We start from the raw sequence: 26,889 nt of genomic DNA, 5'->3' as shown, positions 1-26,889 counted from the left end.
TTCCGATGAAACATGCACTTGCCGCCCTCCCGCTCCTCGCCCTGCTCGCCGCCTGCGGCAAGGCCGACGGGGAGCTCGAACCGGGCAACTGGAAGAACACCATGGCGATGACCAAGTTCGACATCCCCGGCGCGCCGCCCGAAGTCGCCGCGCGCGCCAAGGCGATGCTCGGCCAATCGCAGACCACCGAGGCCTGCATGAGCGAGGACGAAGCCCGCGCGGGCGTGCGCACCATGTCGAACAGCATGCAGCAGGGCCAGTGCACCATGGAGGACTTCAAGCAGGGCGGCGGCACCATGTCGGGCACGCTGGTGTGCAAGGGCGCAGGCAGCTTCGGCGCGCCCAAGATGGCGATGACCGGCACCTACACCCCGACGAAGGTCTCGATGGTGATGTCGGGCGAGATGACCGACGACAAGCTGCCGGGCGGCAAGGCCAGCATGGAAATGACCCTGACGAGCGAGCGCGTCGGCGATTGCAAGAAGTGAGCATCGGGGGTTAGGTTAGGCCCATGAACCGCGCCGCTTTCCTCGCCTGCGCTCTTGTCGCCGCCGCGCTGCCGGTGGCGGCCAAGGCGCCGCCCGCTGTCCGCCCGGTGATGGTCGGCGGCGAGCCCGAGCTCGATGCCTGCCCCAGCGTCGGCGCGATCATCCCCTTGCGCAAAGGGGGCGACGGCTTCGTCGCGGTGCGCGCCGCGCCCTCGGTCAAGGCGCGGATGCTCGACAAGCTGGAGTCGGGCCGCGAGCTGCTCCTGTGCGACGACAGCGCCGACGGGCAGTGGGTGGGCGTGGTCTATCCCGAACCCTTCGGCGGGCCGGTGGTCACCGATTGCCGCGTGTCGAGCCCCGTCGCGGACAAGCGCAAGGCCTATGACGGCCCGTGCCTGTCGGGCTGGGTCGCACGCCGCTTCGTGACGGTGATCGCGGGCTAGCCCTCGCTCATTTGCGGATGGCGCACGAACAAGGCGGTCGCGGCGAGCACCACTCCACCTGCGGCGAGCAGGCTCGCGCCGAGCCCTGCGGTCAGCACCAGCGCACTGCCCCCCGCCGCGCCCGCCAGAAACATCGCCAGCGCGGCAAGGCGCACCTTGAGGCTCGCGCCCGCGCCGAGGGGGGCGGACAGATCGGGCAAGGCGAGCCGCCGCACCGCCGCGATCCGCAACCCCGCCGCGCCTGCCGCCAGCGCAATCAGCCCGAGCACCGCGCGCCCCGGCAAGGCGCCCGCCCGCACTAACGCTAGCGCCAGCAGCCCCGCAAGGATCAGCAGCGCGCTCTCGATCACCGCGGCGCGCACCAGCCCGTGGCCGGGCCGCCCTGCGCCCGCGCCGATCCGCCCTGCCAGCGCCGCCCCCGCCGCGAAGGCGGCGAGCGCGGCGAGGCAAGGCAGCAAGGCAAACCCCGGCGCGCCCGCCGCTCCCAGCACGGCAAAGACGAGATTGCCGGTCACGTTGGCGGCAAAGGCGCGCTCCATGCCGAGCAGGCTCGCCGCCTCGACCATCCCCGTCGTCGCCGACAGCGCCAGCAGCAGCCGCAGCAGCGGCGCGGGGGTGCGCAGCGACAGGGGGGCAGGGGCCGGATTCATGGCCGGGACATCGACGACAACGGTTCGAAAAGCGTGTCGTCAGCCCCGGATGAAGGCGAGGATGTCGGGGTTGATCACCTCGGGGTGGGTCGAGGCCATGCCGTGCGGCAGGCCGGGATAGGTCTTGAGCGTGCCCTGCTTCAGCAGCTTCACCGCCAGCTTCGCCGAATGGTCGATCGGCACGATCTGGTCGTCCTCGCCATGCATCACCAGCACCGGCACGGTGATCGCCTTCAGATCCTCGGTGAAGTCGGTCTCGGAGAAGGCCTTGATGCAGTCGTAATGCGCCTTGGTGCCGCCCATCATGCCCTGCCGCCACCAGTTGTCGATCAGCCCTTGGCTGACCTTCGCACCCGGGCGGTTGAAGCTGTAGAAGGGGCCTTCGGGAATATCGCGGAAAAACTGCGCGCGGTTGGCGATGTGCGCGGCGCGGAAGCCGTCGAACACTTCCATCGGCAGCCCGCCCGGGTAGGCCGGGGTGTCGAGCATGATCGGCGGCACCGCGCCGATGATCACCGCCTTGCTGACCCGCCCCGGCTTGGCGCGCGCGACATAGCGCGTCACCTCGCCCCCGCCGGTCGAGTGGCCGACATGGACCGCGCCCTTGAGGTCGAGGTGATCGGTGAGCGCGGCGACATCGGCGGCATAGGTGTCCATCTCGTTGCCGGTGTCGGTCTGGGTCGAGCGGCCATGCCCGCGCCGGTCGTGGGCGATGACGCGGAAACCTTCCATCAGGAAGAACATCATCTGGTTGTCCCAGTCGTCGGCGGAGAGGGGCCAGCCGTGGTGGAAGACGATCGGCTGCGCGTCTTTCGGCCCCCAGTCCTTGTAGAAGATCTGCGTGCCATCCTTGGTGGTGACGGTTCCCATCCTGCGTTCTCCTTGGTCCGGGGCGGCGGCGAGGGACACCGGCATGGCGGCAAGCGTGCCTGCGGCGGCGCTGGCGGCGATGAATTGGCGGCGGTCCATGTCCGGCTCCCTTGGTGATGCCCGGGAGGATGGCGCGGGGCCGAGCGCGGGGCTACACCCGAACGGGTGACAGCCGGCCCCGCTTTCGGGTGTCCCGAAACCGGCACAATCATGGTATCACAGCGAAATCCTCCACAGGGTCGCGCCGAAGGGGAGCGCCTGCCGCATGTCTGCCACCGCGCCTGATGCCCCGCCGATCCGGGTGCTGATCGTCGACGACCACCCGATCCTGCGCGAAGGTGTGGCGGCGATCATCGCGCTCCAGAGCGACATGGCGATCGTCGGCGAGGCGGCAGGCGGCCGCGAGGCGATCGCGCAATATGCGGCGCTGCGCCCCGATGTGGTGCTGATGGACCTCCAGATGCCGGACCTCACTGGGGTCGAGGCGATTGCGGCAATCCGCGCCGACCATCCCGATGCGCGGGTGATCGTGCTCACCACCTATGCGGGCGATGCCAAGGCGCTCGCGGCGATGCGCGCAGGTGCGGCGGGGTTCCTGCTCAAGAGCAGCCTGAGGCGCGAGCTGCTCGGCGCGATCCGCGCGGTGCACAAGGGCCAGCGCCACCTCCACGCGGACGTGGCGCAGGACATCGCGCTCCACGCGATCCACGAACCGCTCACCGGCCGCGAGATCGAGGTCTTGCAACTGATCGCAGGCGGCCACCCCAACAAGCAGATCGCTTGGCGGCTGGGGGTGGGCGAGGAGACGGTGAAATCGAACATCAAGTCGATCTTCGCCAAGCTTCAGGTCTCCGACCGCACCCATGCCGTGACGACCGCGGCGCGGCGGGGCATCATTGAGCTTTAGTCTCCGGCTTGTCTGCGGGGCGCTGCTGCTGGCGCTGATCGCGCCGCTGACGGGCGCCGCACCCGCGCGTCCCGCGTTGGACAATGCGTCGTTGATGCCGCTCGAGGGCTACAAGCTCCACCACTGGTCCTTGGAGGAAGGCTCGCCAGGGCGGATCAACGCGATCACCCAGACCCGCGACGGCTTCCTGTGGGTGGGCGGGGTCGACGGCCTGTTCCGCTTCGACGGCCTCACCTTCGAGCGCATCGGCCCCGCGCCCACCGATCCGGGCCGCATCGTCGTCGCCCGGCTGCTGGCGGCGCGCGACGGGACGCTGTGGATCGGGCTCGCGCGCCGCAAGGGCATGCTGGTGTGGCGCGGCGGCCAGCTCGCCGATGCGGGAATGCCCAACCCCTCGCGCGAGGTGAACGACATTGCCGAAGGGCCTGACGGGGCGATCTGGGTGACTCGCGGCGGGCGCGGGACGAAGTCGCTCGCGCGCTTCCACAAGGGCCGCTGGACCGAGTTCGACGCCGCCTCGGGCCTCCCCGAAAAGCCTGTCTGGAACCCGCTCTTCGCCAGCGACGGGACGCTGTGGCTTACGGCTGAGGATATGGTCTATCGCAAGAAGCCCGGTCGCGACCGCTTCGTGCCGACCGGCATCGCCACGCTCCCGCGCGCCACACTCGCGGAAGGCCCGGACGGGGCGATCTGGCTGACCGAGAAGGAGCAGACCCGCGCCATCGCCCGGAAGGGCGCGCTGATCTCGGACGGCCCCGCCTTCCCCACCCCCTTCGGCATCCGCAGCATCTTCGACCGCCACGGCGACCTGTGGATTGCGACCTGGAGTGACGGGGTGTTCCGCGTCACCGACCCCGCCTCGCCGAAGCGCAGCGAGGCGCACTTGACCCGCGCCAACGGCCTTCTCGCCGATCCGGTGCGCGCGGTGTTCGAGGACCGCGAGGGGAACGTGTGGATCGGCGGCGAGATGGGGCTCAACATGGTGCGCCGCGTGCCGGTGAGCCCCGCCCGCGGCGTGCCCGCCGACCCGGCAACCAACCACATGCTCGCCGCCGACGGCGCGGGGGTGGTCTACATCGCCAACGACCGGACGCTCTTCACCGTCGCCCCCGGCATCGATCCCCGCCCCGCCTATGCCTCGCCGCTGCTGATCGAGGCGATCTGCCCGCAACGCTCGGGCGCTGGCGTCTGGATCGTGCTGCGCGGGCGGGCGCTGCGCTGGGAGGGCGGCGGGGTGACCGCCTCCTATCCGCTGCCCGATGACTTCGCGGCCAATTCCTGCGGCGAGGACAAGGCGGGCCGCTTGTGGCTCCCGGCGCTCCAGAAGGGGCTGTTCGTGCTCGAAGGCGGAAAGGCGCGGGAGTGGCCGGGGGTCGAGGGCAAGGTGCATATCCCGGGCAATACCGCGATCCTCGCCGATGGCCGCGCGGCAGTGCATTTCCGGGGGGAGGCGCCGCAGCCCGACGCCGCTTTCGTCGCGCTCACCGACAGCGCGGTCGCCAGCGACGGGGTCGAGGGGCTGCTGCCCGGCAAGGCCACACTCTACACCAGCGGCGCGGCGGGGCTCGCCGCGCCGCTGCTGCCGGGGAGCCCGGCGCTACCCTCGAGCCGCTACCCTTGGGCCAGCTCGATCAACGGCCTCGTCCAGACCCCGGCGGGCGAGACCTGGACGGTTGGCGATCTCGGGGTGGTGCGCCTCAAGACCGCCGATCTCGAGCGCGCCCTCGCGAGGCTGGGGGCGGAGGTGCCCTACCGCCTGTTCGATTTCAACGACGGGCTCACCAGCTTCGTCCAGAAATCCGCGGGCACCCAGATCGTCGCAGGCGGCGACGGGCGCATCTGGTTCGCGACGCGCGACACGGTGCAGATGATCGACCCCGCGAGGCTCGCCCCCGACGCCCGCCCGCCCGACCAGATCATCCGCGCGATCGCCTTCCGCCAGCAGAGCCTGCCCGCCGCGCCGGGCATGCGCCTGCCCGCCAATGTCAGCGCCTTCGCCATCGAATACACCGCCACCACCCTCGCCGTGCCGGGCCGCGTCAGGTTCCGTTACCGGCTGGTCGGAGCGGACGAGAGCGGGTGGATCGAGGCCGGCGCGCGGCGCAGCGCGACATTCACCGGGCTGGGGCCGGGGGACTACCGCTTCGAGCTGCTCGCCGCCAATGCCGACGGGGTGTGGAGCCCGCAACCGGCGGTGCTCAGCTTCACCATCGCCCATGCCTTCTGGCAGACCTGGTGGTTCCGCAGCCTCGCGGTGATCGCGGTGCTCGGCGGCCTCTACCTCGCCTACACCATCCGCGTGCGCCAGCTCGCCAGCCGGATGCGGATGCGGATGCTGGTGCGCACGAACGAGCGCGAGCGGATCGCGCGCGAGCTGCACGACACGATGATCCAGGGCGTGCAGGGACTGATCCTGCGCTTTCAGGCGGTGGCCGACCGGCTGGGGGACGACCCGGAAGTGCAGGCAATCGTCCAGCCCGCGCTCGAGCGCGCCGAGGAGGTGCTGGTCGAGGGGCGCGAGCGGGTCACCGAGCTGCGCAGCCGCCGCCGCCGCGATTTCCCCGAGGAGCTGGCGCGGCTCGCCGCCAATCCGATCTTCCCGCAGGCGCGCATCGCCCCGCTGGCGATCACCGGCACCCCGCGCGCGATCGCCTCGGGCCTGATCGACGATCTGCTCGCGGTGCTGGGCGAGGCGCTCGGCAATGCCGCGGCCCATTCGCAGGCGAGCCGGATCGAGATCGGCCTGCGCTTCGGGCGCTGGAGCTTCGTCGCCCAGGTGCGCGACAACGGCATCGGCATGGCCGAGGGCGTCATCGCCGAAGGGGCCTCGCCGGGCCATTTCGGGCTCGTCGGGATGAAGGAACGGATCGAGGCGCTGGGCGGCCGTTTCGCGATCGAAAGCGCCAGCGGTTTCGGCACGGTGGTCGAGTTGCGCATCTCGGCGCGCATCGCCTATGCCCGTTAATCAATTGACATACAGCGACTTACGGCTTTCCCCGATCAACCTGCAAATATCGTTATATTTCAAGGCTTGAACCCGACAGACCGGCCGTTTCAAAAAGCGGGATCATGCTTAACCCCGTGTTAGGGGTTGTGCCCATAGGCGATGATACAAGAATACATCTCTTCTGTGGGGCACATAGCGATGACGACGACGATGACGGCGCCTTCCGGCCTTTCCGGGCGGGCGGGCATCCGCGATACCCGGCTGGCGCTGCCGGTCTACACGCTCACCATCTTCCTTTCGGCCTTCCTCCTGTTCGGGGTGCAGCCGATGTTCACCAAGATGGTCATGCCGACGCTCGGCGGGACGCCCGCGGTGTGGTCGGTGGCGATGGTGTTCTTCCAGACCGTGCTGCTGGCAGGCTATGCCTATGCCCACGGCCTCACCCGCTGGCTCGACCCGCGCGCGGCCGCGCTGGTCCATCTTGCGCTGATGGTGGTGGTGCTGATCGCCGGCCTGCCGATCGCTTTCGGCGATGACTGGGGCACCCCGCCCGAGCACGGCCAGGCGCTGTGGCTGATCGGGGTGTTCACCGTCTCGGTCGGCCTGCCGTTCTTCGCGGTCTCGGCCAATGGCCCGCTGCTCCAGGCGTGGTTCGCCCGCACCGGGCACCCCCATGCCGATGACCCCTATTTCCTCTACGGTGCCTCCAACATCGGCTCGCTGCTGGCGCTGCTGTCCTACCCGCTGGTGATCGAGCAGACCCTGCCGCTCGCCGGGCAATCCTCGTTGTGGAGCGCGGGCTTCGGCGCGCTGCTGGTGAGCATCGCGGCAGCGGCGCTGTTCCTGCGCCCGGAGACCGCGCCCGCGGCGGCGCAACAGGCTGCCGCCGCGAGCGCCGAGAGCGCCGCGCCGGTCAGCCTCAAGGACCGCCTCGGCTGGATCGGCCTGTCGCTGGTGCCCTCGGCGCTGCTGGTCGCCACCACCACGCACATCACCAACGAAGTTGCCGCGGTGCCGCTGATGTGGGTCGCGCCGCTGGCGCTCTATCTCGTGACCTTCTCGGTCGCCTTCCGCGAAGGGGGCGAGCGGCTTCACAGGGTCCTGCTGCGCGCCCAGCCGGTGCTGCTGGCCGCCATCATCGCGAGCCTGCCCTTCATCCGCAGCGTTCCGTTCTACGCGCTGCTCGCGCTCAACCTCGTGTTCTTCACGGTGAGCGTGATCCTGTGCCACCGCGAGCTCTACGCCCGCCGGCCGGGGGTGGCGCATCTTACCCAGTTCTACTTCTTCATGTCGCTCGGCGGGGTGATCGGCGGGGCGCTGGCCTCGCTCGCCGCGCCGCTGCTGTTCGAGGGGCTGCTCGAATTCCCGCTGCTGGTGGTGGCGGTGCTGCTGTGCCGCGCCGATGTGCGCGGGTGGCTGGGCAAGGCGAACCCGCTGTGGGTCGCCGCCGGGCTGGCCGTCGCTCTGGTGCCCTTCCTGCTCGCCGACCGCGGGGTGCTCAACCAGGACAGCTTCCCGGGACAGGCGGTCATCACCGTCTTCATCGTCGCCGTGGTGCTGACCATCTTCTCCCATGCGCGCCCCGCCCGCCTGCTGACCGCCGCGATCACCGCGATGGCGGTGGCGGTGATGGTCGCGACCCCTGCGCAGATGGCCATGCGCACCCGTTCGTTCTTCGCGGTGCATTCGATCTTCCAGACCCCGAACGGACAGGGCCGCTTCCTCCAGCACGGCAACGTCCTGCACGGGGCCGAGCGTGTTGCCGATGCGGCAGGCAGCCCGCTGACCGGGCGGCCCGAGCCGGCGAGCTATTTCCACTTCGGCGGCGCCTATCATCAGGCGATCGAACAGGCGCGGCAGGTGCGGGGCGGCAAGCTCGGCAAGGTCGCGGTGGTCGGGCTGGGGATGGGTTCGCTCGCCTGCCACGCACAGCCCGGCGAGACCTGGAACTTCTTCGAGATCGACCCCGAAGTGGTGCGCATCGCGCGCGACCGCCAAGTGTTCCGCTCGTTCAGCGAATGCACCCCGGGCGCACGCACGATCGTGGGCGATGGCCGACTGACGCTGGCGGACGAGCCGGGCGGCTATGATCTCATCATGCTCGACGCCTTCTCCTCCTCCTCGCCCCCGGTGCACCTCATGACCAAGGAAGCCGTGGCGATGTATGCCTCGAAGCTGGCGCCGGGCGGGATGCTGATCTTCAACATCTCGAACCGCAACATGAAGCTCAGCCACGTGGTCGCGGCCTCGGCGCGCGATGCCGGGCTCGCGACCTGGCACCGCAACGACGATCCCAAGACCACGGGCGACTTCATGGAGACGCTGAAGGCCCCGGTCGAAGTCGCGGTGGTCGCGCGCCGCCCGGCGGATGTGGGCAACATCGCGGAGGATCCCGCGTGGACCAAGACCCGCGTGCCGGCCGACTTCCGGACGTGGACCGACGACTTCTCGAACATCCTCGATCCGCTGCGCCGCAAGCTCGGCTGGTGAGGCGCGGGCCGGCCTTGTGGTCGGCCCGCCACGAATCCAGAGCACTTTCCGATCAATCGGAAAGTGCTCTTACCCCTTGCGTTGAACCGAGGCTTCGGCCCTACCCTTTGTTAAGGGCTCCCGCCGCAAAGGGGCCATCGTGACCGAATCCCTGCGCCTCGACGCCATCCGCAGCCTCGGGCTCGACGCGGTTCCCGACCGCGACCTGTTCTCGCGCATCACCCTGCTGGCGAGCACCATGCTCGGCTGCCCGATCGCCCTGCTCTCGGTGGTCGAGGCCGAGCGCCAGTGGTTCCTCGGGCGCACCGGGACCGACCTTGCCGAGACCCCGATCGGCGATTCGTTCTGCGCGGTCTGCATCCGCAGCGAGCAGCCGATGCTAATCGCCGATGCGCGGCTCGACCCGCGCCTTGCCGACAATCCGCTGGTCACGGGCGCGCCCTTCGTCCGGTCCTATCTCGGCGTGCCGATCCGCTCGGACGAGGGCCTGTTGCTGGGCGCCCTGTGCTGCATCGCGCCCGAGCCCGATGCCTTCCGGCCCGAGCAGATCGCCCCGCTGGCGATGCTCGCCGAACTCGCCGAACAATCGATCGCGCTCCACGCCCGCACCCGCGCGCTGAGCACCGCCAATGCCGCGCTCAAGCAGTCGAGCCAGATCTTCCGCCAGGCCGAACGCGCGGTCAATGTCGGCAGCTGGTGGGTCGACATGGAAACGCGGCAGCTGCACTGGTCCGATCAGGTCTGGACCATCACCGGGCTCGAGCCGGGCCCTTCGATCAATGTCCGCGATGTCGTGCAGCTTTATCAGCCGCAGGACCGGGCCATGGTCAGCAAGGCGATGGACGACACCTTCGAGGACGGCAAGCCCTTCATGTTCGAGACCACGATCCTGCGCAGCGACGGCGAAGCGCGGCGGATCCGGGTGGTGGGCGAGCGCGTCGATGTCGACGGCGAGCCCGAATGCGTCGCGGGCATCGTCCTCGATTGCACCGAGGAGCACCTGCGCAACGTCGCCCTGAAGCGCGCGGCCGAGCGCGACCGGCTGACCGGGCTCTACAACCGCGCGAGCTTCGACAAGCGGCTGGCCCGCGCGATGCAGCGCGCAGGGGAGGAGCCGGTGACGATTGCCCTGCTCGATCTCGACGGGTTCAAGGACGTCAACGACACCCTCGGGCACCTCGTGGGCGACCGGGTGCTGGAGACCATCGCCGGCCAGTTGCAGCTGCGCACCGCGAGCGGCGTGTTCCTCGCGCGCTGGGGCGGCGACGAATTCGCGCTGCTGTTCCCGCCCGCCATGACCCTGCCCGAAGTGACCGCCTTCCTCGACGACCTGATCGCCGAATTGGGCGAGATGCCGCCGCTCGGCACCGCGATGCTGCGGATCGGGGCGACCTGCGGGGTGGCGCGGATGGAGGTGGCGGGCAGCAGCGAGGAGATCATGCGCCGCGCCGACCTCGCGCTCTATCGCGGCAAGGAAGCCGGGCGCGGCGCGGTGATCTGCTGGGACGAGCAGATTGAGGCGCGCCAGTCCGAACGCCAGAACGCCATCGCGCGCCTGCGCAGCGCCCTCAACGCGGGCCGCGCGATCGCGGCCTATCAACCAATCGTCGAACTCGCCACGGGCCGCGTCGTCTCGGTCGAGGCGCTGCTGCGGCTGCGCGATGAAGACGGCAGTATCATCGCCGCAAGCGAGGTTTTCTCCGCGCTGCTCGACCCCGAACTTTCACGCCGGGTGAGCCGCGTGATGCTCGACCAGGTGGTCGCCGACGGCCCCGCGATCCTCGCGCTGTTCGGCCCGGAAGCGCGGATCGGGATCAACCTGTCCGACGCCGACCTGAGGCGCGGGGACTTCGTGCGGCACCTGATCGACGTGATCGACGACAGCCCGCTCACCCCCCGTAACATCTCGATCGAGGTGACCGAGACGATGCTGCTCGATGCCGGCGGGCACCTGCGCCAGTCGCTCGACATGCTCGACGATTGCGGGTTCACGATCTGCCTCGACGATTTCGGGACGGGGTTCTCGTCTTTGACGCACCTGCGTGCCTTCCCGATCCACAAGGTCAAGATCGACCGCGATTTCATCGCCGCGATCCAGCAGGACCATCAGGCCCGGCTGATCATCCAGGCGATCGTGCAGATGGGCCACTCGCTGGGCCTGCGCGTGGTGGTCGAGGGGGTGGAGACCGAGGAGCAGGAGACCTTCCTGCGCGCGATCGGTTGCCGCCATGTGCAGGGCTACCGCTATGGCCGACCGATGCTGCTCGATGCCTTGCAGGAGCGTTTCGGCGCCGCGGACGACGCCGAACGCAAGCGCGCCTAACGCTTCAGCACCGCCTCGCGGACGGGCGTGTCGGCGTGGAAGATGAAGGTTTCGGGCGACGTGCCGCCGCCGATGTTCACCCGGTTCTCCTGCCGCGCCCAGACGTCGGTGAGGATCTGCGAATTGAACCGCAGCAGCGCGTTATCGCCAGCGGGCGCGGGCACCTCCTGATAGACCCACAGGCTGCCGCCATCGATCTCGCTGCCGACATAGGAAGGGGTGACCGGCGCGCCGTCGACCTCGAACAGGAAGCGCCGCGTGACATAGGCGGCAAAAGCCTCGCGGCTCTTCTCGCTGCCGATGATGTCGGGGGTCTTGATCCCCTGCGCGACGAGCGCGTGTTCGGCATCGTGCACGGGCACCTGATGCGCGATCTCGATCATCCCGGTGCGCTTGTTGAGCGAGACCGTGGTGATCGCGATCTTCTGCTGGTGCGCGAAGGCCACCGCCCCGCCCGCAAGCGGAGCGGCGAGCAGCGCCAGCAGCAGGAACAGGCGGCGGATCATTTCTTCTTCTTGTCCGGCTCGGCCCCCGCCGCCTCGCCCATCAGGTCGCGCGAGACGCGCGCCTTGGACTGCTCGTCCTTGAAGGTCTCGATCCGGCTCGGGATGATGCGGCGCGGGTAGTGGTTGTTCTCGATGTCGGCATCGCCCGTCTCCCATTCGGGATCGAGCACCACCTGCACCAGCTCCTTGCCCTTGGGGAAGACCAGCAGCTTGGCCACCTCACGCGCGTTGCGGCGCCAGATTTCGGCGGGGATCATGAGCTTCTCGGTGCTGCCGTCCTTGAAGGTCAGGCCGAGGATGATCGGCATCACCAGCCCGCCCTTGTTGGTGAAGTTGAGGACGTAGTAGTTCGCGTCCTCCTTCACCGCCCGCTCGAACGCCGCGCGTTCCCACGGCACGAGGCTGTCGAGGAATTCGGTGTAGCCCTTGCGGTCCTTCGGCGTGACGGTGAACTCGTCGTTCTTGTCGTAGAAATCGGTGACACCCGGGTTCTCGAGCACCCAGATCGGCAGGTTCTGCTGGCGATCCAGCCCGATGCCCACCGGCTCGGGCTCGTCCTCGCGCTCCTGACGGCGGCGCGGCAGGTCGATGTCGGGGTTCTTGCTGTCGATCTTCAGGCGGTAGATCGAATCGAGGCTGATATCGACATGGTCGGTGGTGTAGAACCACCCGCGCCAGAACCAGTCGAGATCGGTGCCGCTCGCCTCCTCCATGGTGCGGAAGAAGTCCGCCGGGGTCGGGCGCTTGAACTTCCAGCGGCGGGCATATTCCTTGAACGCGAAGTCGAACCGCTCGCGCCCGATGATCGTGTCGCGCAGCAGGTGGAGCGCGGCCGAGGGCTTGCCATAGGCATTGGCGCCGAGATCAGTGATCGAATCCGACTGCGTCATGATCGGCTGCTGGCTCGAGGAGACCATGTAGGGGATCATGTCGCGCGGCAGGCTGCGGCTCCACGGCATCTTGGGATCCCATTCGTAGCCCGCAACCGAATCGAGGAAGGAATTGAGCCCCTCGTCCATCCAGGTCCACTGCCGCTCGTCCGAATTGACCGTCATCGGGAAGTAGATGTGCCCGATCTCGTGGATCACCACGCCGACGAGCCCGGTCTTGGCGGCGAGCGTATAGGTCCGGCTGCCGTCCTTGTTGAGGATCGTCCGGGGTCCGTTGAAGGTGATCATCGGATATTCCATCCCGCCCACCGGGCCGTTGACCGACTGCGCGGTGGGATAGGGATAGTCGAAGCTGAAGCGCGAATAGACCTTCAGCGTGTGCGCGATCGAGGCGGTCGAATATTTGCGCCACAGCTCCCCGCCCTCCTTGGGCCAGAAGCTCATGGCGAGCACTGTCTCGTTCTCCGCGCCCGGCTGCTTCACGCCTTGCGCGTCCCAGATGAACTTGCGGCTCGATGCCCAGGCGAAATCGCGCACATTGGTCGCGGTGAAGCGCCAGGTCTTGCTGCCGGTCGGCCCCTTGGCCTCGGCCGCGGCGGCCTCTTGCGGCGTGACGACGAACACCGGCGCGGCGGCGCTCTTGGCGCTCTCGAGCCGCTGGCGCTGGGCGGCGGTCAGCACCGCATCGGGGTTCTGAAGCACCCCGGTCGAAGCGACGATGTGGTCATTGGGCACGGTCATCTCGACCGCATAGTCCCCGAACTCCAGCGTGAACTCGCCGCGCCCCAAAAACTCCTTGTTGTGCCAGCCTTCATAGTCCGAATAGACGACCATGCGCGGGAACCACTGGGCGAGGAGGAAGATGTCGTTGCCGCCCTTCCTCGGATCATCGGGGAAGTTTTCGTAGCCCGAGCGCGCGACGACCGCGTCTTCCTCGACGATGTTGAACGCCCATTCCATCGCGAACTCCACCGTCGCGCCGGGCGCGAGCGGCTGCGGCAGGTCGATCCGCATCAGCGTGCCGACGATGGTGTGCGGCAGGGCTGCGCCGTTCAGCGTCACCGACTGGATGTCATAGCCATAGTCGTTGTCGGCCATCGCCTGCTGGCGGCGCAGCTCTTCGAAAGAGAGCTTGGTCGGCTCGCTCCCCGATCCCAGCGTGACTTTGGGCCCGCGGCGGCCCGCGCCGCCGAACACGTCGGTCAGCTCGGCCATCGAATCGCGGCGGAAGATATTCTGGTCGAGCTGCATCCACAGCCATGGCAGGGCGTCGGGCGAATTGTTGGTGTAGCGCACCGTGGCGCGCGCAGTCAGCCGCCGCTTGGCCTCGTCGAGCGTCGCCTTGATGTCGTAATCGACCTTCTGCTGCCAGTATTCGTGCCCCGGCGCGCCGCTCGCGTTGCGGTAGGTGTTGGGATCGGGCAGCACCTCGTCCAATTGGCGGAACTTGTCCTGAAAATCCCCCTTGGTCTGCTGCACGCTCTGGGCGGAAGCGGGGACGGCGAGGAACAGGGCGGCAAGGAACAGAACGAAACGCAAGGCGGGTTCTCCGGCGCGAATGGCAGGCGGGGGAGAAAGCGCAAATTGTCCGGTCACGCAAGCAGCTATGGTGCGGGATGCGGCAAATCGCCGCGCGGCATGGCAAAGCGGACACTTGCCCGCTATCGGGCCTAGGCGATGACCGAGCCCGAATGGACCGCCCTGCACGAAGCCGCCTGCGCGCGCGGGGAGAGCACCTATCGCGACCCCGAAACCGGCTACACCGTGTTCACCCGCGTCGCGCACCTCGCGCGCGGCAAGTGCTGCGGATCGGCGTGCCGCCATTGCCCTTACGGCCATGAGGCAGTACCGACGCGCCGCTGACTACCCGGAGACCAATCCCATGAAGACCCGCGCCGCCGTTGCCTTTGCCGCCAAGCAGCCGCTCGAAATCGTCGAGCTCGATCTCGAGGGCCCCAAGGCCGGCGAAGTGCTGGTCGAGATCATGGCGACGGGCATCTGCCACACCGACGCCTACACGCTCGACGGGTTCGACTCCGAGGGCATCTTCCCGAGCGTGCTGGGCCATGAAGGCGCCGGGATCGTGCGCGAAGTCGGTGCGGGGGTGACCAGCGTGAAGCCGGGCGATCACGTGATCCCGCTCTACACCCCCGAATGCCGCCAGTGTAAGTCGTGCCTCAGCGGCAAGACCAACCTGTGCACAGCGATCCGCGCCACGCAGGGCAAGGGGCTGATGCCGGATGGCACGACGCGCTTCAGCTACAAGGGCCAGCCGATCTACCACTACATGGGCTGCTCGACCTTCTCGAACTTCACGGTGCTCCCCGAAATCGCGGTGGCGAAAATCCGCGAGGACGCGCCCTTCCAGAGCGCCTGCTACATCGGCTGCGGCGTCACCACCGGGGTCGGCGCGGTGACCAACACCGCCAAGGTGCAGGTCGGCGACAATGTCGTGGTCTTCGGCCTCGGCGGGATCGGCCTCAACGTCATCCAGGGCGCGCGGCTGGCCGGCGCGAACCTCATCGTCGGCGTCGACATCAACCCCGCGCGCGAGGAATGGGGCAAGCGCTTCGGCATGACCCACTTCCTCAATTCCGCCGGAATGAGCCGTGAGGAGGTCGTCGCCAAGGTTGTCGAGATGACCGATGGCGGGGCGGACTACACCTTCGATGCCACCGGCAACACCGAAGTGATGCGCACGGCCCTCGAAGCCTGTCACCGCGGCTGGGGCACCAGCGTCATCATCGGCGTCGCCGAAGCGGGCAAGGAAATCGCCACCCGCCCGTTCCAGCTCGTCACCGGCCGCAACTGGCGCGGCACGGCCTTCGGCGGGGCCAAGGGCCGCACCGACGTGCCCAAGATCGTCGACATGTACATGACCGGCAAGATCGAGATCGACCCGATGATCACCCACGTCATGGGCCTTGAAGAGATCAACACCGCTTTCGACCTGATGCACGAAGGCAAGTCGATCCGTTCGGTCGTGGTGTTCTAGGCGCGCCTTCAACCTTCTGAATATCTGAAGGTTTCCTCGCTTGCGCGCATAAGGGGCCGTGTGGTTAACCCGGTGGTTACACGCGCGCGTTATGGCCGATGCCGCGGCGCACCGCCGCAGCAGGTTGAAACATGTACGAAAGCAGGATTGCAGCGGGCCACCTGACGGTCGCGGCAAGCACGGGCGCTGCGCCTGCGCTTGACGCGCTGGCCGCGCGCAATCTGGCCGGCCACGGCTTCCTGCGCGCCGCATGGTATGCCGAGGGCGCGCCCGAGAGCCTGCGCACGCTGGTCGTCGAGCGCGAGGACGGCACGCCGATCGCCGCGATCCCCACCGCCCCCTTCGGCCCCGCGATCGCGGGTGCGCGCAAGGTGCCGGGCAGCTACTGGCCGCTGCGCAGTCCGCTGATCGCCCCCGACTGCTCGAGCTTCGAACTCGCCCAGGCGCTCGGCCATCCGGCGGCTGCGAGCCTCGGCCCCGTGTGGCGCGTGGGCCCGGCCCGCGCCGATTGCCCCGCCACACACCGCCTGACCGATGCCGCCCGCCGCGCGGGCTGGAGCGTGCTCGCGCGCCCTGCGGGGACGAGCTGGGTGATCGACCTCGACGCCGCCCGCAAGCAGGGCGGCTGGCCGCGCGGATCGACCGCTTCGCGCCTCGCCCGGATCGAGCGCCGCCTGGCCTCCCACGGCCCCGTCGAATGGCGCATCATCCGCGGCGCGGACTGGAGCGACACCGTGCTCGAGGAGCTCGCCGCAGTCGAAGCCGCCAGCTGGATCGCGAGCAAGACCGACGGCAGCGGCGCCAAGTTCATGGCCCCGCAGCGCCGCGCCGCGTGGCTCGCGGTGCTCGCCGATCCGGTGCTGGCCGATATGCTCTGCGCGACGATCCTCACCGTGGCCGGCCGCGCGGTCGCCTTCAGCTTCGATTGCGACGACGGGCCGGTGCGCTTCGGCATCGCGGGCACCTTCCGCAGCGATTTCGCCAAATCCGAGGTCGGCAAGCTCGCCAACCACCGCGCCGTCACCGACGCCTTCGAAGCCGGGGCGGCGACGGTCGATCTCGGCGCGGGCGACAGCGGCTACAAGCGCGACATGGGCGCGGTGGCGGGCTACGACCTCGTCGACCTGCTGTTCGTGAAAAGCCGCACCGCAGCGCGCGTCCTCGCCCGGTTCTGGGGCGCGACGCTCGGCGATGAACCCCGCCCCGCCCGGAGCCTCGCCCATGGCTGAGCCCGGCACCACCTCATCGCTCGCCGCGCAGGTTCGGACCGCGGTGATCTGGCGCTCAGGCAGCCAGATCGGGACGCAGATCGTGTCCTGGGCCTCGACCCTGATCGTCATCCGCCTGCTCGCCCCGCAGGACTATGGCCTGTTCGCGATGGCGCAGGTGATGCTGGTGCTGCTCAACACCATGAACGGCTATGGCCTTGCGAGCGCGCTGATCCGCGAGGCGGAGGTGACCGAGGAGCGCCTACGGCAGACATTGGGCATGCTGATGCTGCTGAACGGCGGCCTCGCGCTGATCCAGTTCCTCGCCGCCCCGCTGGTCGCCATGTGGTTCGAGCAGCCGATGGTCGCGAACATGCTGCGGGTGCAGTCGCTGCTCTATCTCGCGATCCCCTTCACCGCGCTGCCGCACGCGATCATGTCGCGCCGGATGGACTTCCGCCGCCCCGCGCAGGTGCGCCTTGTCGCGGCGATTGCGGGGGCGGGGACCGCGCTCACCGGAGCGCTCTCGGGCTGGGGGGTGTGGACGCTGGTCTGCGCGCCGCTGGTGATGATGTTCACCGAGGCAATCGGCATGACCCGTGCCGCGCGCGCGCCGATCCGCCCCTCGTTCCGCTTTGCCGGCGCAGGGCACATCGCCGGCTTCGGCGGAGTGATGACCGCGACCCAGCTGTTCTGGTTCGTCCAGAGCCAGGCCGACGTGATGATCGCCGGGCGCGTGCTCGATCCGCATTCGCTGGGCGTCTACACCACCGGGCTGTTCCTCGCGCAATTGCTCGCCGCCAAGTTCGTGCCGCCGATCAACGAGGTCGCCTACGCCGCCTATTCGCGCCAGCCCGAACTGGGCGCGACGGCGCTGCTGGCCACCATCCGCCTCGTGATGCTGATCGCGCTCCCGGCCTATGCGGGCCTCGCGGTGGTCGCCCCGGTGCTGGTGCCGGTGCTTGTGGGCGAGCAATGGCACGAGATTATCCCCCTGCTCCCGATCCTCGCGGGCGCGATGGCGATGATGACGCTCCAGATCCTGTTCGCCCCCGCCACCAACGCGCGCGGCGTGCCGATGGCGGCGCTGCGGATCAACGTGATCGGCAGCGTGGTGATGACGGCGGCCTATTTCATCGGCTCGCACTGGGGCCTCAAGGGCTTCGCGTGGAGCTGGGTCGGCGGGATGGCGGTGTTGACTGCGCTAACGGTGAGGCTGTCGGGCCGGATCATCGGCTTGCAGCTGGACGGCCTCGCCCGGGCGCTGATCCCCCCGCTCGCCGCCGCGCTCGCCATGGCGGGCGGGGTGTGGCTGGTGCTGCGCGGGATGCCGCCCGTGCCCGACTGGGTCGCGCTGGGGATCGCGGTGCCGATCGGCGTGGCGCTCTATCTCGGCGCGCTCAACATCATCGCCCCCGATCGCCTGGCCGAGGCGCTTAACTTCGCGCGCAACCGCGGCGGGAACGAGCCGGAGCCTGCGCCGGCCGAATGAGCGGGGGGCCCTGCCCTCTCAAAAGCGCCTGATTGACTTGGGGGCAGCGATAAGGTTGGGCGAGGCTATGACCACGGCCCGCCCCGCTCCGCACACCCGCTTCTACCCCGTCAACGGCATCGATCTTGCCGTGCACGAATGGGCCTCAGAGGGTGACGGCGTGCCGCTGGTCTTCGCCCATGCCACCGGCTTTCACGGCCGGGTGTGGGACGCGATTGCCGAGCGCTTTCCGGCGCATCCCGTCCACGCCATCGACATCCGCGGCCACGGCTTGTCGCGCGCCGCCCCGATCGACGACTGGCGGCTGCTTTCGAGCGATGTCTCTGATTTTCTTGCACAATCAGGTATAACTGGCGCGGTCGGCATCGGCCATTCAATGGGCGCGCACACGCTGCTTCAGGTCGCCGCGGACAACCCGGGCCGGTTCGCCAAGCTGGTGCTTTTCGACCCCGTGATCCTCGCCCCCGAATTCTACGCCCCCGCCGAAGCGCTCTACACCCCCGACAACCCCCACCCCGCGATCCGCCGCAAGCGCGACTTTGCTTCGCCTGAGGCGATGATCGAGCGCTTCGCCACCCGCGATCCCTACGACCTGTTCGACGCCAAAGTGTTCGAGGACTATTGCCGCCACGGCCTCGTCCCCGCCGCGAATGGTGAAGGCATGGAACTCGCCTGCGCTCCCGAGGTCGAGGCGAGCGTCTATGCCTCGAGCCGCAGCAATCCCGGCATTCTCGAGGCGGCCACCCGCGTCGATATCCCGGTGCTGGTGGTGCGCGCCAAGAGCACCACGCTTCAGGATTTCAAGAGCTCACCGACCTGGCCCGAACTCGCGGCGCGGATGCCGCAGGGGAGCGACCTCTACCGGCCCGACATGACCCACTTCCACCCGTTCCAGGACCCGGCGGATGCGGCGCGGATCATCGGGGAGTTTATCGGGGAGGGGTAATGTTTCCCGAATGTTCTACGTGAAACATTGGCCTCAGCTTAGCCCGCAGCCTCCAGCACATCGCTGATATCCTTTCGGATTTCCGCAACCGCCCGCGCATCCGCCTGTAGGATTTGCGCCCCCACCTGCCCGGCCAGCCCGCCATAGAAGGCCTTGAGGCTAGCCCCCAGCGGGTGTTCCGGGGCGACCGATTTGGCGAGCCACAGCATGATCGTCTGCGCCCGCGTCAGAGCCTCGCGCGGGGGCGGGGCACCGCGTTCCATCGCGATCAGCGCATGGCCCAATGCGGCCTGCGCTTCCTCCAGACAGATGCGCGTGAGATCCCCGCCGCCCGACGCCTCGATCCGCGCGTCGAGCGTCACGCGGCGATAGGCGGCGGCGGGGTTGCGGGAGAGCATCTGCATCGGAAGGACCCCTTAATTGTCGCGGTTCGACCAGATGTCGATCTGCTGCTGCAGGAAGGTCAGCGTCGACTGCGAGGCCGCGACCCGGCGTTCGGACGCGGTGAATTCGCGCGTCAGCCGCTCGCGCAGGGCCTCCTGCTGTTCGGCGATCTTGGCGAGGCGCTCGGCGGCCGCGGCCTGCTGGGTTTCGTAACGCTTCAGCGACCCGCCGAGCGAGGCGGGGTCGGTCGTCAGGCTGTTCTCGCGCGCGAAGCGGTCGACCGTGGCGAAGACGCCGTTCGCGCCGGTGGTGAACATCGCCGCGACCGCATCGGGGCTGGTCTCGAGGCTGCGGGTGAGGCGTGCATTGTCGAGCTTGAAGGTGCCGTCGCGGTTCAGCGACAGGCCGAGGTCGCCGAGCGTGCGCGGCTCGCCCGTGGCCGCGCCCGGCATCACCACGCGGCTCGCAAGGCCCGCCAGATCGCGGCGCAATTCGCGCGCGCCCGGATCGCTGCCGAGCTCGCCCCCGACGGGCGCGGCGAGGTCGTTGATCTGGCCGACGATATCGTTGAGCGCGGCGACGAAGTCCTGCATCACCGAGGTATAGGCGCTGCTGTCGGTGGTGAAGCTCACCGTGGTGGCTGCGCCGGTATTGGTGCCGGTGAGGTTGAGGCCGAAGCCGCCGGGCAGGCCGGTGATGCTGTTGGTGGGGCTGGTCGCGGCCACCCCGTCGAGCCGGTAGGTGGCATTGCGCGCGGTCTGGTTGAGGGTCGCGTTGGTGCTGCCCGCGGTCCAGCCGAAATAGCTGAGATCGCCCGCCTCGTTCGCCGCCGGATCGTTGATGCTCGCCGCTTCGAGGATGAAGCCGTTGGCCGCGCCGTCCTTGCCCTTCATCACCAGCTGCGCGCCGGAGGTGCCGGTGGCGACATAGGCGGTGATCTCCCCGCCGCTCGCGCTAGCGATCTTGGAGGCGAGCGTGGCGAGGGTGTCGGTGTCGGTCACGGTGATATCGATCGCCGCGCGCGCGGCATCGGGGGTGAAGCTGGCGCCGGCAATCGTGCCCATGCGCAGGGTCAGCGTGCCCTCGCCCACCAGCGCATCGCGGCTGGCAAGCGGGCGGCTGACCAGCGTCTGCGCGCTCGCCAGCTGTGTGACCTCGAGGCTGAAGCTGCCGCGCGGCGAGGCGCCCGCGGGGATGGTGGCGGTGGCGACCGCGGCGTTGGCGACGTTGCCTCGCGGCGCAAGATCGCCGGTGCGGACCCGGTCGCCCAGGGCGCTTGCCAGCCCGGTGATCGCGCTGCGCAACTGCGCGGCGGCGGAAACCTGCGCGGTCAGCGCCTCCTGCCGCGCGGTGATCTGCCCGCGCTGGGCGGCAAAACTCGCCGCGGAGATGTCCGAGCCGAGCTTGATGAAGTCGACACCGCTGCCGGCGCCGAGTGCGGAAATGATCGAGGAACCTGGGTTTTCCATGATCGTCAGGACGGGTGTTTGGCGGGATGTTTAAGGATCACTTTTCGGCCCTCCCGTCGCCATCGAAGCGCAGGCCCTCGGGCACCTCGATCGCCGGGCGGCGCGGGCGTTGGCCGCGCTTCAGGGCCATGACGAAGGCCACCAGCGAGGCGAGCGCGATGTAGAGCTCCTCGCGCACCATCTGGTTCGGGCGGGTGGTGAAATAGACCGCGCGGGCAAGGCTCGGATATTCGAGCACCGGCAGGCCCTGCTCCGCCGCGATCTCGCGCATCGCCAGCGCGGTCTCGCCCCGGCCTTTCGCCAGCAGCAGCGGAGCGGGAGCGCGCTTGGGGTCATAGGTCAGCGCCACCGCGAAGTGCAGCGGGTTGACGATCACGAACTGCGCGTCCTGCATCGCCTTGGCGACGCCCCCGCGTGCCAGATCGCGCTGGCGCTGGCGGCGGGCCGACTTCATCTCGGGCGAGCCTTCGGACTGCTTGTTCTCGTCGCGTACTTCCTGAAGGCTCATCTTGAGGCGCTTGTCGCGCTGGAAGCGCTGGAGCGGGTAGTCGATGGCGGCGATCACCACGAGGCCGATCAGCAGCGCGCCCGCCAGCGAGGTGATCGCATCGATCGACCGCGCGACCTGCGCCTCCAGCGGCATCGCGCCGAGCGCCAGCAGCTCGGGCACGCGGCCCTTGGCCCAGACCCAGGCGATGCCTCCCAGAAGGGCAAGTTTGGCGAGGCCCTTGCCGAGTTCGATCAGCCCTTGGGTGCCGAAGATGCGCTTGAAGCCCGAGAGCGGATTGATCCGCCGCCCCTTGAAGCCCGCATTGCCCGCGATCCAGCGCCCGTCCTGCCCCAGCAGCAATTGCGAGGCGGTGGTGACGAGCGCGACAATCGCCCCCAGCGCCAGCACCGGCGGCAGCGCGGCGAGCGCGGCGTCGCCCATGATCGCGCCGGGGGTGAAGGCGTCCAAGGCGGCGCGGTCAAACCGGAAACCCGCCCGCGCGACGCCCGCCATCCCCTCGGCCAGCCACGATCCCAGCGCATAGAGCCCAAGCGCCCCCGCACCGGTCGCCGCCAGCGTCGCCAGTTCGCGCGAGCGCAGGACATCGCCGTTCTTGGCGGCATCCTCGCGCCGCTTCTGGGTCGGGGCGAAGGTCTTTTCGCCGGCGGTCTCTTCAGCCATTGGGCGCCCCCTGTGGCTGGATCAGCGCCTCGGTCTGTTCGAGCGCGGCTTCGATGGCGCCGCGCATCTGTGCCGTCATCACGGGCAGCGCGATGATCATCGCCGCGATCCCCGCGATCACCCCTGCCGGAAGCCCGAGGGCGTAGAGGTTCAGGGACGGGGCCGAGCGCGCGATCAGACCGGTAACGATCTGCACCAGCAGCAGCACCAGCACCACCGGCAGCGCAATCGCGGCGGCGGTGGCAAGGCCATAGCCCATGAAAAGCACCACGCTCTCCGCCCGCCACGCCCCGAAGGCGAATTGCCCCGCGGGGAGCAGGCGGTAGCTTGTCGTGAGCAACTCGAACCACAAGAGGTGCGCGCCAGTGGCGTAGAAGAGGAGGCTCATCACGAGGCCGAAGAAGGTGCCCAGCGCGCCCGACTGCGCGCCGCTCGACGGGTCGATCGAGGTGGCGATGGCAAGGCCCATCGTGCCCGCGATCTGCTCGGCGGCGATCAGCGGAATGGCAAAGGCGATCTGGAGCACGAAGCCGAGCATCAGACCGACCGCGATCTCCTGCACCACCGCCAGCACGGCGGCGATGCTGAGCATCGGCGGGGGCGCGGGGAGTGGCACCCAGCTCGCCACGAAATAGCCCAGCACCACCGACAGCAGGATGCGCAGCTGCACCGGCACCGCCGTCCCCCCGATCATCGGCGCAGCCATCAGCGCCGCGCCGCTGCGGATCGAGAGCAGCAGGATCACCCACAGCTGCGCCTCGAGGCTGCCGAAGCCGAGGTCGAGGACGTTCATCGGGACAGGCTGGCGACCTGCGCCATGATCTCGCGGGTGAAATCGGCGAGCAGCCCCATCATCGCTGCGCCCAGCACGACGAAGACCAGCGCGGTGATCGCGAGCTTGGGGATGAAGCTGAGGGTCTGCTCGTTGACCGAAGTGGCGGCCTGGATGATGCCCACCACAAGGCCTACGATCAGCGTCGCGATCAGCACCGGCCCGGCGATCAGCGCGGTCACCCACAGCGTCTGGTCGGCCAATGCGAGGAGCTGTGTGTCCTCGGTCATGTCGAGAAACTCAGGGCGAGGCTGCCCATCAGCAGCGCCCAGCCATCGACCAGCACGAACAGCAGCAGCTTGAACGGCAGCGAGATGATCGTGGGGCTAAGCATCATCATGCCCAGACTCATCAGGACGCTCGCGACGACAAGGTCGATCACGAGAAAGGGCAGGAAGATCATGAAGCCGATCTGGAAGGCGGTCTCCAACTCGCTCGTCACGAAGGCGGGCAGCAGGATCGAGAAGGGCACCTCCGCGCCGCTCGCGAATTTGCCGCCGCCGGCCATGTCGGTGAACATGATGAGGTTCGCCTCTCGGGTCTGGGCCATCATGAATGTGTGGAAGGCCTCGCCCGCCTTGCCGATCGCGGCGTCGGCGGAGAGCGCGCCGGTCGCATAGGGCGCGATCGCCTGCGCGTTCACGACGTCCAAGGTCGGGGCCATGACGAAGAGCGAGAGGAACAGCGCGAGCCCCGCCAGCACCTGCCCCGGCGGCGAGCCCTGCAAGCCCAAGGCCTGCCGCAGGATCGAGAGCACCACCAGAATGCGCAGGAAGCTCGTCATCATCAGCACCAGCGCGGGCAGGATGGTGAGGAGGCCCATCACCACCAGCAACTGGAGCGACATGCTCAAGGGGCTGTCATCGCCCGCGCCCTCGTCACCCAGCGCCCGCTCCACCGCCGCGCCCACGCCCGCCGCTACCGGATCGGGAGCGGGAACGGCGGCAGCGGGCGCGGCGGCGTGGGCGAGATCGGGGACCGCCCAGAACATGGTTAACGCGGCAAGGCAAAGCGCCACTGCGCGCAGAATCGCGGGCAGGCGCATCACTCGCTCTCCGCAGGAACCGAGGCGGTGGCCGGCGCTTCGCCCAGCCTGACAAGGCCCTGCCGGGTGCAGCCCAGCAGGATCTCGCGGTCACGGAAGCGCACCACGGCAAGCTTCATGCCGGGGGCAATCAGGCTGGTCTCGATAAGTTGCAGTTGCCGCCCGCCACCCGCGCCCGGGGTCTGGCCGAGCCGGGTCTGGAGCCAGCGGGTCAGCCACAGGCTCCCCCAGATCAGCCCCGCCAGAACCGGCAGCAGCAGCGCAAGGCGCAGGAGATATTCGAGCATGGCGCGACCCTCGCCCGCTTACAGCGCGTCGTCGGAGGGGACGGGAGGCTCAGCCGGAACGGGCGCCGCCACCTCGCCCGAGGGCGGGACGTCCTGCCCGTCCTCGCCCACGAGGCTGACGATCCGCAAGGCAAAGCGCCCCTTCTCCGCCACCACCTCGCCGCGCGCGATCACGCGGCCGTTGGCGGTGACATCGAGCAGTTCATCGGTCAGCCGGTCGAGCGTCACGGTGCTCCCCTCGCCCAGCATCAGCACCTCGCGCAGCGGCATCTCGGTGCGGCCGAGCTCGACCGAGAGGCGCACGGCAACATCGCCGAAGCGCGCGAAAGCGGCGGGTTGGTAAGCGGTCATGGTGCGAGCCCTTCAGGTGATGCGGATTGGGGAATGCGGGTCAGGCGGATCGCCATGCGGTCCTCGGCGGTGCCGACTGCGCCGTGGGCGACCAGCGTCTCGCCCGCGAACAGCGGCACCTGCCGGCCCATCGCGAGCGGAATGGTGTCTCCGGGGCTGAGGCTTTGCAGGCGCGCCAGCGAGAGGTCGAACTCGGCGAGAACCACGTGCAGCGCCAGCGGCACCTCGGCAAAGGGCGCGGCGAAGGGGCTCGCCGCCACGCGCGCAGGTCGCGGGCGCAGGCGACGCCCGCTGCCGGGGAGCAGCCGCGCCATGCGCTCGGCCGATACGGCGAGCGCCGCGCGCCAGGTGCAGCCCTGCCGGTTGGCGATCTCGAGCACGAAGAAGAAGGTCTGGGCATCGAGCGCGAAGGGCTTGAGGCGCGCCGCGCTCTCGCTGCGCACGATCACTTCGCCGCGCGTGGAGCCCCCCGCAGGCGGCGGCATGTCGCCGTAGCTTGCCGCCGTGATCGCGCCCGCGATCATCGTCGCGGTCTCCTCGACCAGCAGCGCGGCGGAGCGCGGCAGGGCCTCGGGCACGTGGCCGCTTACCCGACCGTCACCCCCGAAGCTGCGGTCGGTCAGCGCGATCGCGGTGGCGAAATCGAAGCTGAGCAGAGCGGTCTCGGCCGTGGCGCCGCAGCGGATCAGACTGTTGGCGGCCAGCGGCCCGATGCGGCGCAGCGCGTCGGCACCGGTCAGCCGCTCGGGCTCGGTGATGTTCACATCGAGCCGGTCGCCCGAGAGCAGGCCCGAAAGGTCGTCGGCCAGCAGCCGCGCCAGATCGCGCCGCCATGCCGCCAGCAATGCGGCGCTTTCCTCGGGGCGGGGGCCGCGCGTGGTCAGCTCGGGGCAATGCACCGCCGCCGCCCGCGCGGGCGTGAAATCGCTTCCCATCCTCATTGGACGAGGAATCCCTTGAACACGACCGCGTCGATCCCGCCGAAGCCTTCCTGTTCCTCGAGCACCTGATTAACCGCCTTGGTCAGGCGGCCTGCGAGCTTCTTCTTGCCCTCGACATCATAGGCCTCCGCCTCGGTGGTCGCGGCGAGCTGGCCGAGGATCGCCGAGCGGATCGCCAGCTCGTGCACCTTGACCCATTGCAGCACGCGGCCATCGCGGCGGGTGGAGACCGCGATCTCGACCTGGATCAGCCCGGGCGAATCGGCGAGGTTGGAGGTGAAGGGCTCCTCGAAGGAATAATAGGCGGTGCGATACTTGCTGCCGCCCTCGCCGTGGACGGTGTGGGCGCCTTCCTTGTCCTTGTCCTTGGAGGGCGGGGCGTAGGGGTCTTCCTCGTCCTTGAGCACCAGCTTGGGCTCGTCGACCTCGTGCTTGCCGCCGGCCTCGCCGAACAGGCCCATGGCATAGGCGCCGTAAGCCCCGCCCGCGCCGGTGCCGAGCAGCAGCACCGCGCCCAGCGCGATCTTGACGATCCCGCCCTTGCCGGACTTGCCGCCGCCCTCGCCGCCTTCCGCCTTTTCCTTACCCTTCGCCATGCCCTGTCAGCTCCATGTCGTGTCGCGCCGCCGGCGATCAGGCGAACAGCCCGCCCGATGCCGAGGAGGAGGCTGCGGCGTCCTCCGCCTCGCCGCTCCCGCGCGCCGCGAGTGCGGCAGCGGTGGAGGGGCGGCGGTGGTCCGGCGCAGCCTCGCCGTCTCGGGCTCCCGATTGGCCCAGGTATGGTTGAGGCGATCCTTGGCCCTGATTAGGGGATGATCCGTAGCGCTGGTCTGATGTGCCATTGTGGTGCGCGCCGGAATGGCCGGAGAAGCTCGCCGCGGTGTCGGCGGCAACGGCGAGGGCGCGGGTCTCGAGCGCGGCGTGGATCGCGGGGACGAAGCCCGGATCGCGGCTCGCCAGCACCGCGCGCCACTGGTCGGGCGCGGCCTGTTCGAGCCGGAGCGACACCGCCCCGAACTCGGCATGGGTGAGCGTCATCGCGGGCCGCGCATTGCGCAGCGCCTCGCGAATGTCGCCGACCTGGGCGATGGCGGATTCGAGCTGCGGCGCGGCCGGGGCGGCGCTCGCCAGGCGCGGTTCGGCGGGGCGGCGGAAGAAGCGGCGAGCGGGGCGAGGACGAGCAGCATCGCCGCGATCCACGCAGGCGCTCCGCGCGAGGCGAAGCGGGGGGCGTCTTGGCCATGTATGCGAATT

General features: G+C 69.2%; 26 protein-coding genes. 11 read left to right on the top strand and 15 right to left on the bottom strand.

Annotated elements, in window-relative coordinates; translation table 11 throughout:
* The first annotated feature begins 5 nt into the window (after positions 1-5).
* Positions 6-488: a DUF3617 domain-containing protein gene (locus PFX90_RS04890; protein WP_285711269.1), complete on the top strand. Its 483-nt coding sequence runs from the start codon at positions 6-8 to the stop codon at positions 486-488.
* A 23-nt stretch (positions 489-511) separates the two neighbouring features.
* Positions 512-931: a hypothetical protein gene (locus tag PFX90_RS04885; RefSeq protein ID WP_285711268.1), complete on the top strand. Its 420-nt coding sequence runs from the start codon at positions 512-514 to the stop codon at positions 929-931.
* Here PFX90_RS04885 and PFX90_RS04880 read toward each other — a convergent pair.
* Positions 928-1,581 (bottom strand): DUF1275 family protein, encoded by a 654-nt coding sequence (locus tag PFX90_RS04880; protein ID WP_285711267.1) that lies wholly within the window; start codon positions 1,579-1,581, stop codon positions 928-930. The genes PFX90_RS04885 and PFX90_RS04880 overlap by 4 nt on opposite strands.
* A gap of 39 nt (positions 1,582-1,620) precedes the next feature.
* Positions 1,621-2,451 carry an alpha/beta fold hydrolase gene (locus tag PFX90_RS04875; RefSeq protein WP_285712032.1) on the bottom strand — a complete coding sequence of 277 codons (831 nt, stop codon included), beginning with the start codon at positions 2,449-2,451 and terminating at the stop codon, positions 1,621-1,623.
* 265 nt (positions 2,452-2,716) lie between these two features.
* On the opposite strand from PFX90_RS04875, the gene PFX90_RS04870 reads away from it, so the two are divergent.
* From PFX90_RS04870 to PFX90_RS04855, 4 genes are all read left to right on the top strand, one after another.
* Positions 2,717-3,358: a response regulator transcription factor gene (locus tag PFX90_RS04870; RefSeq protein ID WP_285711266.1), complete on the top strand. Its 642-nt coding sequence runs from the start codon at positions 2,717-2,719 to the stop codon at positions 3,356-3,358.
* Positions 3,348-6,323, top strand: coding sequence for a sensor histidine kinase (locus PFX90_RS04865; protein ID WP_285711265.1), 2,976 nt, complete (start codon positions 3,348-3,350; stop codon positions 6,321-6,323). The genes PFX90_RS04870 and PFX90_RS04865 overlap by 11 nt, the downstream gene beginning before the upstream one ends.
* 192 nt (positions 6,324-6,515) lie before the next feature.
* The gene (locus PFX90_RS04860; RefSeq protein WP_285711264.1) at positions 6,516-8,795 is read left to right on the top strand and encodes a fused MFS/spermidine synthase; all 2,280 of its coding nucleotides are present in this window, start codon (positions 6,516-6,518) and stop codon (positions 8,793-8,795) included.
* 139 nt (positions 8,796-8,934) lie between these two features.
* Positions 8,935-11,118: a putative bifunctional diguanylate cyclase/phosphodiesterase gene (locus PFX90_RS04855; RefSeq protein ID WP_285711263.1), complete on the top strand. Its 2,184-nt coding sequence runs from the start codon at positions 8,935-8,937 to the stop codon at positions 11,116-11,118.
* Here PFX90_RS04855 and PFX90_RS04850 read toward each other — a convergent pair.
* Positions 11,115-11,624, bottom strand: a complete 510-nt coding sequence (locus PFX90_RS04850; RefSeq protein WP_285711262.1) for a DUF6702 family protein — start codon at positions 11,622-11,624, stop codon at positions 11,115-11,117. The two genes, PFX90_RS04855 and PFX90_RS04850, sit on opposite strands and share 4 nt — an antisense overlap.
* A complete protein-coding gene (locus tag PFX90_RS04845) occupies positions 11,621-14,053 on the bottom strand; it encodes a M1 family metallopeptidase (protein WP_285711261.1) in 2,433 nt (810 codons plus the stop codon). The genes PFX90_RS04850 and PFX90_RS04845 overlap by 4 nt, the downstream gene beginning before the upstream one ends.
* A gap of 138 nt (positions 14,054-14,191) precedes the next feature.
* On the opposite strand from PFX90_RS04845, the gene PFX90_RS04840 reads away from it, so the two are divergent.
* From PFX90_RS04840 to PFX90_RS04820, 5 genes are all read left to right on the top strand, one after another.
* The gene (locus PFX90_RS04840; RefSeq protein WP_285711260.1) at positions 14,192-14,377 is read left to right on the top strand and encodes a C1orf53 family protein; all 186 of its coding nucleotides are present in this window, start codon (positions 14,192-14,194) and stop codon (positions 14,375-14,377) included.
* Between the two features lie 19 nt (positions 14,378-14,396).
* The gene (locus tag PFX90_RS04835) at positions 14,397-15,509 is read left to right on the top strand and encodes an S-(hydroxymethyl)glutathione dehydrogenase/class III alcohol dehydrogenase (RefSeq protein WP_285711259.1); all 1,113 of its coding nucleotides are present in this window, start codon (positions 14,397-14,399) and stop codon (positions 15,507-15,509) included.
* A 131-nt stretch (positions 15,510-15,640) separates the two neighbouring features.
* Positions 15,641-16,738 (top strand): GNAT family N-acetyltransferase, encoded by a 1,098-nt coding sequence (locus tag PFX90_RS04830; protein ID WP_285711258.1) that lies wholly within the window; start codon positions 15,641-15,643, stop codon positions 16,736-16,738.
* The gene (locus PFX90_RS04825; RefSeq protein WP_285711257.1) at positions 16,731-18,209 is read left to right on the top strand and encodes a lipopolysaccharide biosynthesis protein; all 1,479 of its coding nucleotides are present in this window, start codon (positions 16,731-16,733) and stop codon (positions 18,207-18,209) included. The genes PFX90_RS04830 and PFX90_RS04825 overlap by 8 nt, the downstream gene beginning before the upstream one ends.
* A gap of 67 nt (positions 18,210-18,276) precedes the next feature.
* Positions 18,277-19,155 carry an alpha/beta fold hydrolase gene (locus tag PFX90_RS04820; RefSeq protein ID WP_285711256.1) on the top strand — a complete coding sequence of 293 codons (879 nt, stop codon included), beginning with the start codon at positions 18,277-18,279 and terminating at the stop codon, positions 19,153-19,155.
* A 38-nt stretch (positions 19,156-19,193) separates the two neighbouring features.
* Here PFX90_RS04820 and PFX90_RS04815 read toward each other — a convergent pair whose 3' ends face one another.
* The 11 genes from PFX90_RS04815 to PFX90_RS04765 are packed head-to-tail and all read right to left on the bottom strand — an operon-like array spanning position 19,194 to position 26,835.
* A complete protein-coding gene (locus tag PFX90_RS04815) occupies positions 19,194-19,559 on the bottom strand; it encodes a hypothetical protein (RefSeq protein WP_285711255.1) in 366 nt (121 codons plus the stop codon).
* A gap of 12 nt (positions 19,560-19,571) precedes the next feature.
* Complete coding sequence (gene fliD, locus PFX90_RS04810; RefSeq protein WP_285711254.1) at positions 19,572-21,008, bottom strand: flagellar filament capping protein FliD; 1,437 nt, start codon at positions 21,006-21,008, stop codon at positions 19,572-19,574.
* A 37-nt stretch (positions 21,009-21,045) separates the two neighbouring features.
* Positions 21,046-22,179 (bottom strand): EscU/YscU/HrcU family type III secretion system export apparatus switch protein, encoded by a 1,134-nt coding sequence (locus PFX90_RS04805; protein WP_285711253.1) that lies wholly within the window; start codon positions 22,177-22,179, stop codon positions 21,046-21,048.
* Positions 22,172-22,972, bottom strand: coding sequence for a flagellar biosynthetic protein FliR (locus tag PFX90_RS04800; protein WP_285711252.1), 801 nt, complete (start codon positions 22,970-22,972; stop codon positions 22,172-22,174). The genes PFX90_RS04805 and PFX90_RS04800 overlap by 8 nt, the downstream gene beginning before the upstream one ends.
* On the bottom strand, positions 22,969-23,241 hold the full coding sequence (locus PFX90_RS04795; protein WP_285711251.1) for a flagellar biosynthetic protein FliQ: 273 nt from the start codon (positions 23,239-23,241) through the stop codon (positions 22,969-22,971). The genes PFX90_RS04800 and PFX90_RS04795 overlap by 4 nt, the downstream gene beginning before the upstream one ends.
* Positions 23,238-24,002 (bottom strand): flagellar type III secretion system pore protein FliP, encoded by a 765-nt coding sequence (gene fliP, locus PFX90_RS04790; protein ID WP_285711250.1) that lies wholly within the window; start codon positions 24,000-24,002, stop codon positions 23,238-23,240. The genes PFX90_RS04795 and fliP overlap by 4 nt, the downstream gene beginning before the upstream one ends.
* A 53-nt stretch (positions 24,003-24,055) precedes the next feature.
* Positions 24,056-24,343, bottom strand: a complete 288-nt coding sequence (locus tag PFX90_RS04785; RefSeq protein WP_285711249.1) for a flagellar biosynthetic protein FliO — start codon at positions 24,341-24,343, stop codon at positions 24,056-24,058.
* Between the two features lie 18 nt (positions 24,344-24,361).
* Positions 24,362-24,694, bottom strand: a complete 333-nt coding sequence (locus tag PFX90_RS04780; protein ID WP_285711248.1) for a FliM/FliN family flagellar motor switch protein — start codon at positions 24,692-24,694, stop codon at positions 24,362-24,364.
* Positions 24,691-25,635 (bottom strand): flagellar motor switch protein FliM, encoded by a 945-nt coding sequence (locus PFX90_RS04775; protein WP_285711247.1) that lies wholly within the window; start codon positions 25,633-25,635, stop codon positions 24,691-24,693. Before PFX90_RS04775 ends, PFX90_RS04780 begins: the two co-directional genes overlap by 4 nt.
* Complete coding sequence (locus tag PFX90_RS04770; protein ID WP_285711246.1) at positions 25,632-26,231, bottom strand: flagellar basal body-associated FliL family protein; 600 nt, start codon at positions 26,229-26,231, stop codon at positions 25,632-25,634. Before PFX90_RS04770 ends, PFX90_RS04775 begins: the two co-directional genes overlap by 4 nt.
* Before the next feature lie 37 nt (positions 26,232-26,268).
* The gene (locus PFX90_RS04765; RefSeq protein ID WP_285711245.1) at positions 26,269-26,835 is read right to left on the bottom strand and encodes a hypothetical protein; all 567 of its coding nucleotides are present in this window, start codon (positions 26,833-26,835) and stop codon (positions 26,269-26,271) included.
* Positions 26,836-26,889: the final 54 nt, after the last annotated feature.

Origin of the sequence: Erythrobacter oryzae (assembly GCF_030271515.1) — a bacterium.
In the GTDB taxonomy this organism is placed as follows: Bacteria; Pseudomonadota; Alphaproteobacteria; order Sphingomonadales; family Sphingomonadaceae; genus Erythrobacter; species Erythrobacter oryzae.
The sequence above is the reverse complement of the archived record's forward strand: the minus strand, read 5'-3'. Positions and strand labels throughout refer to the sequence as shown.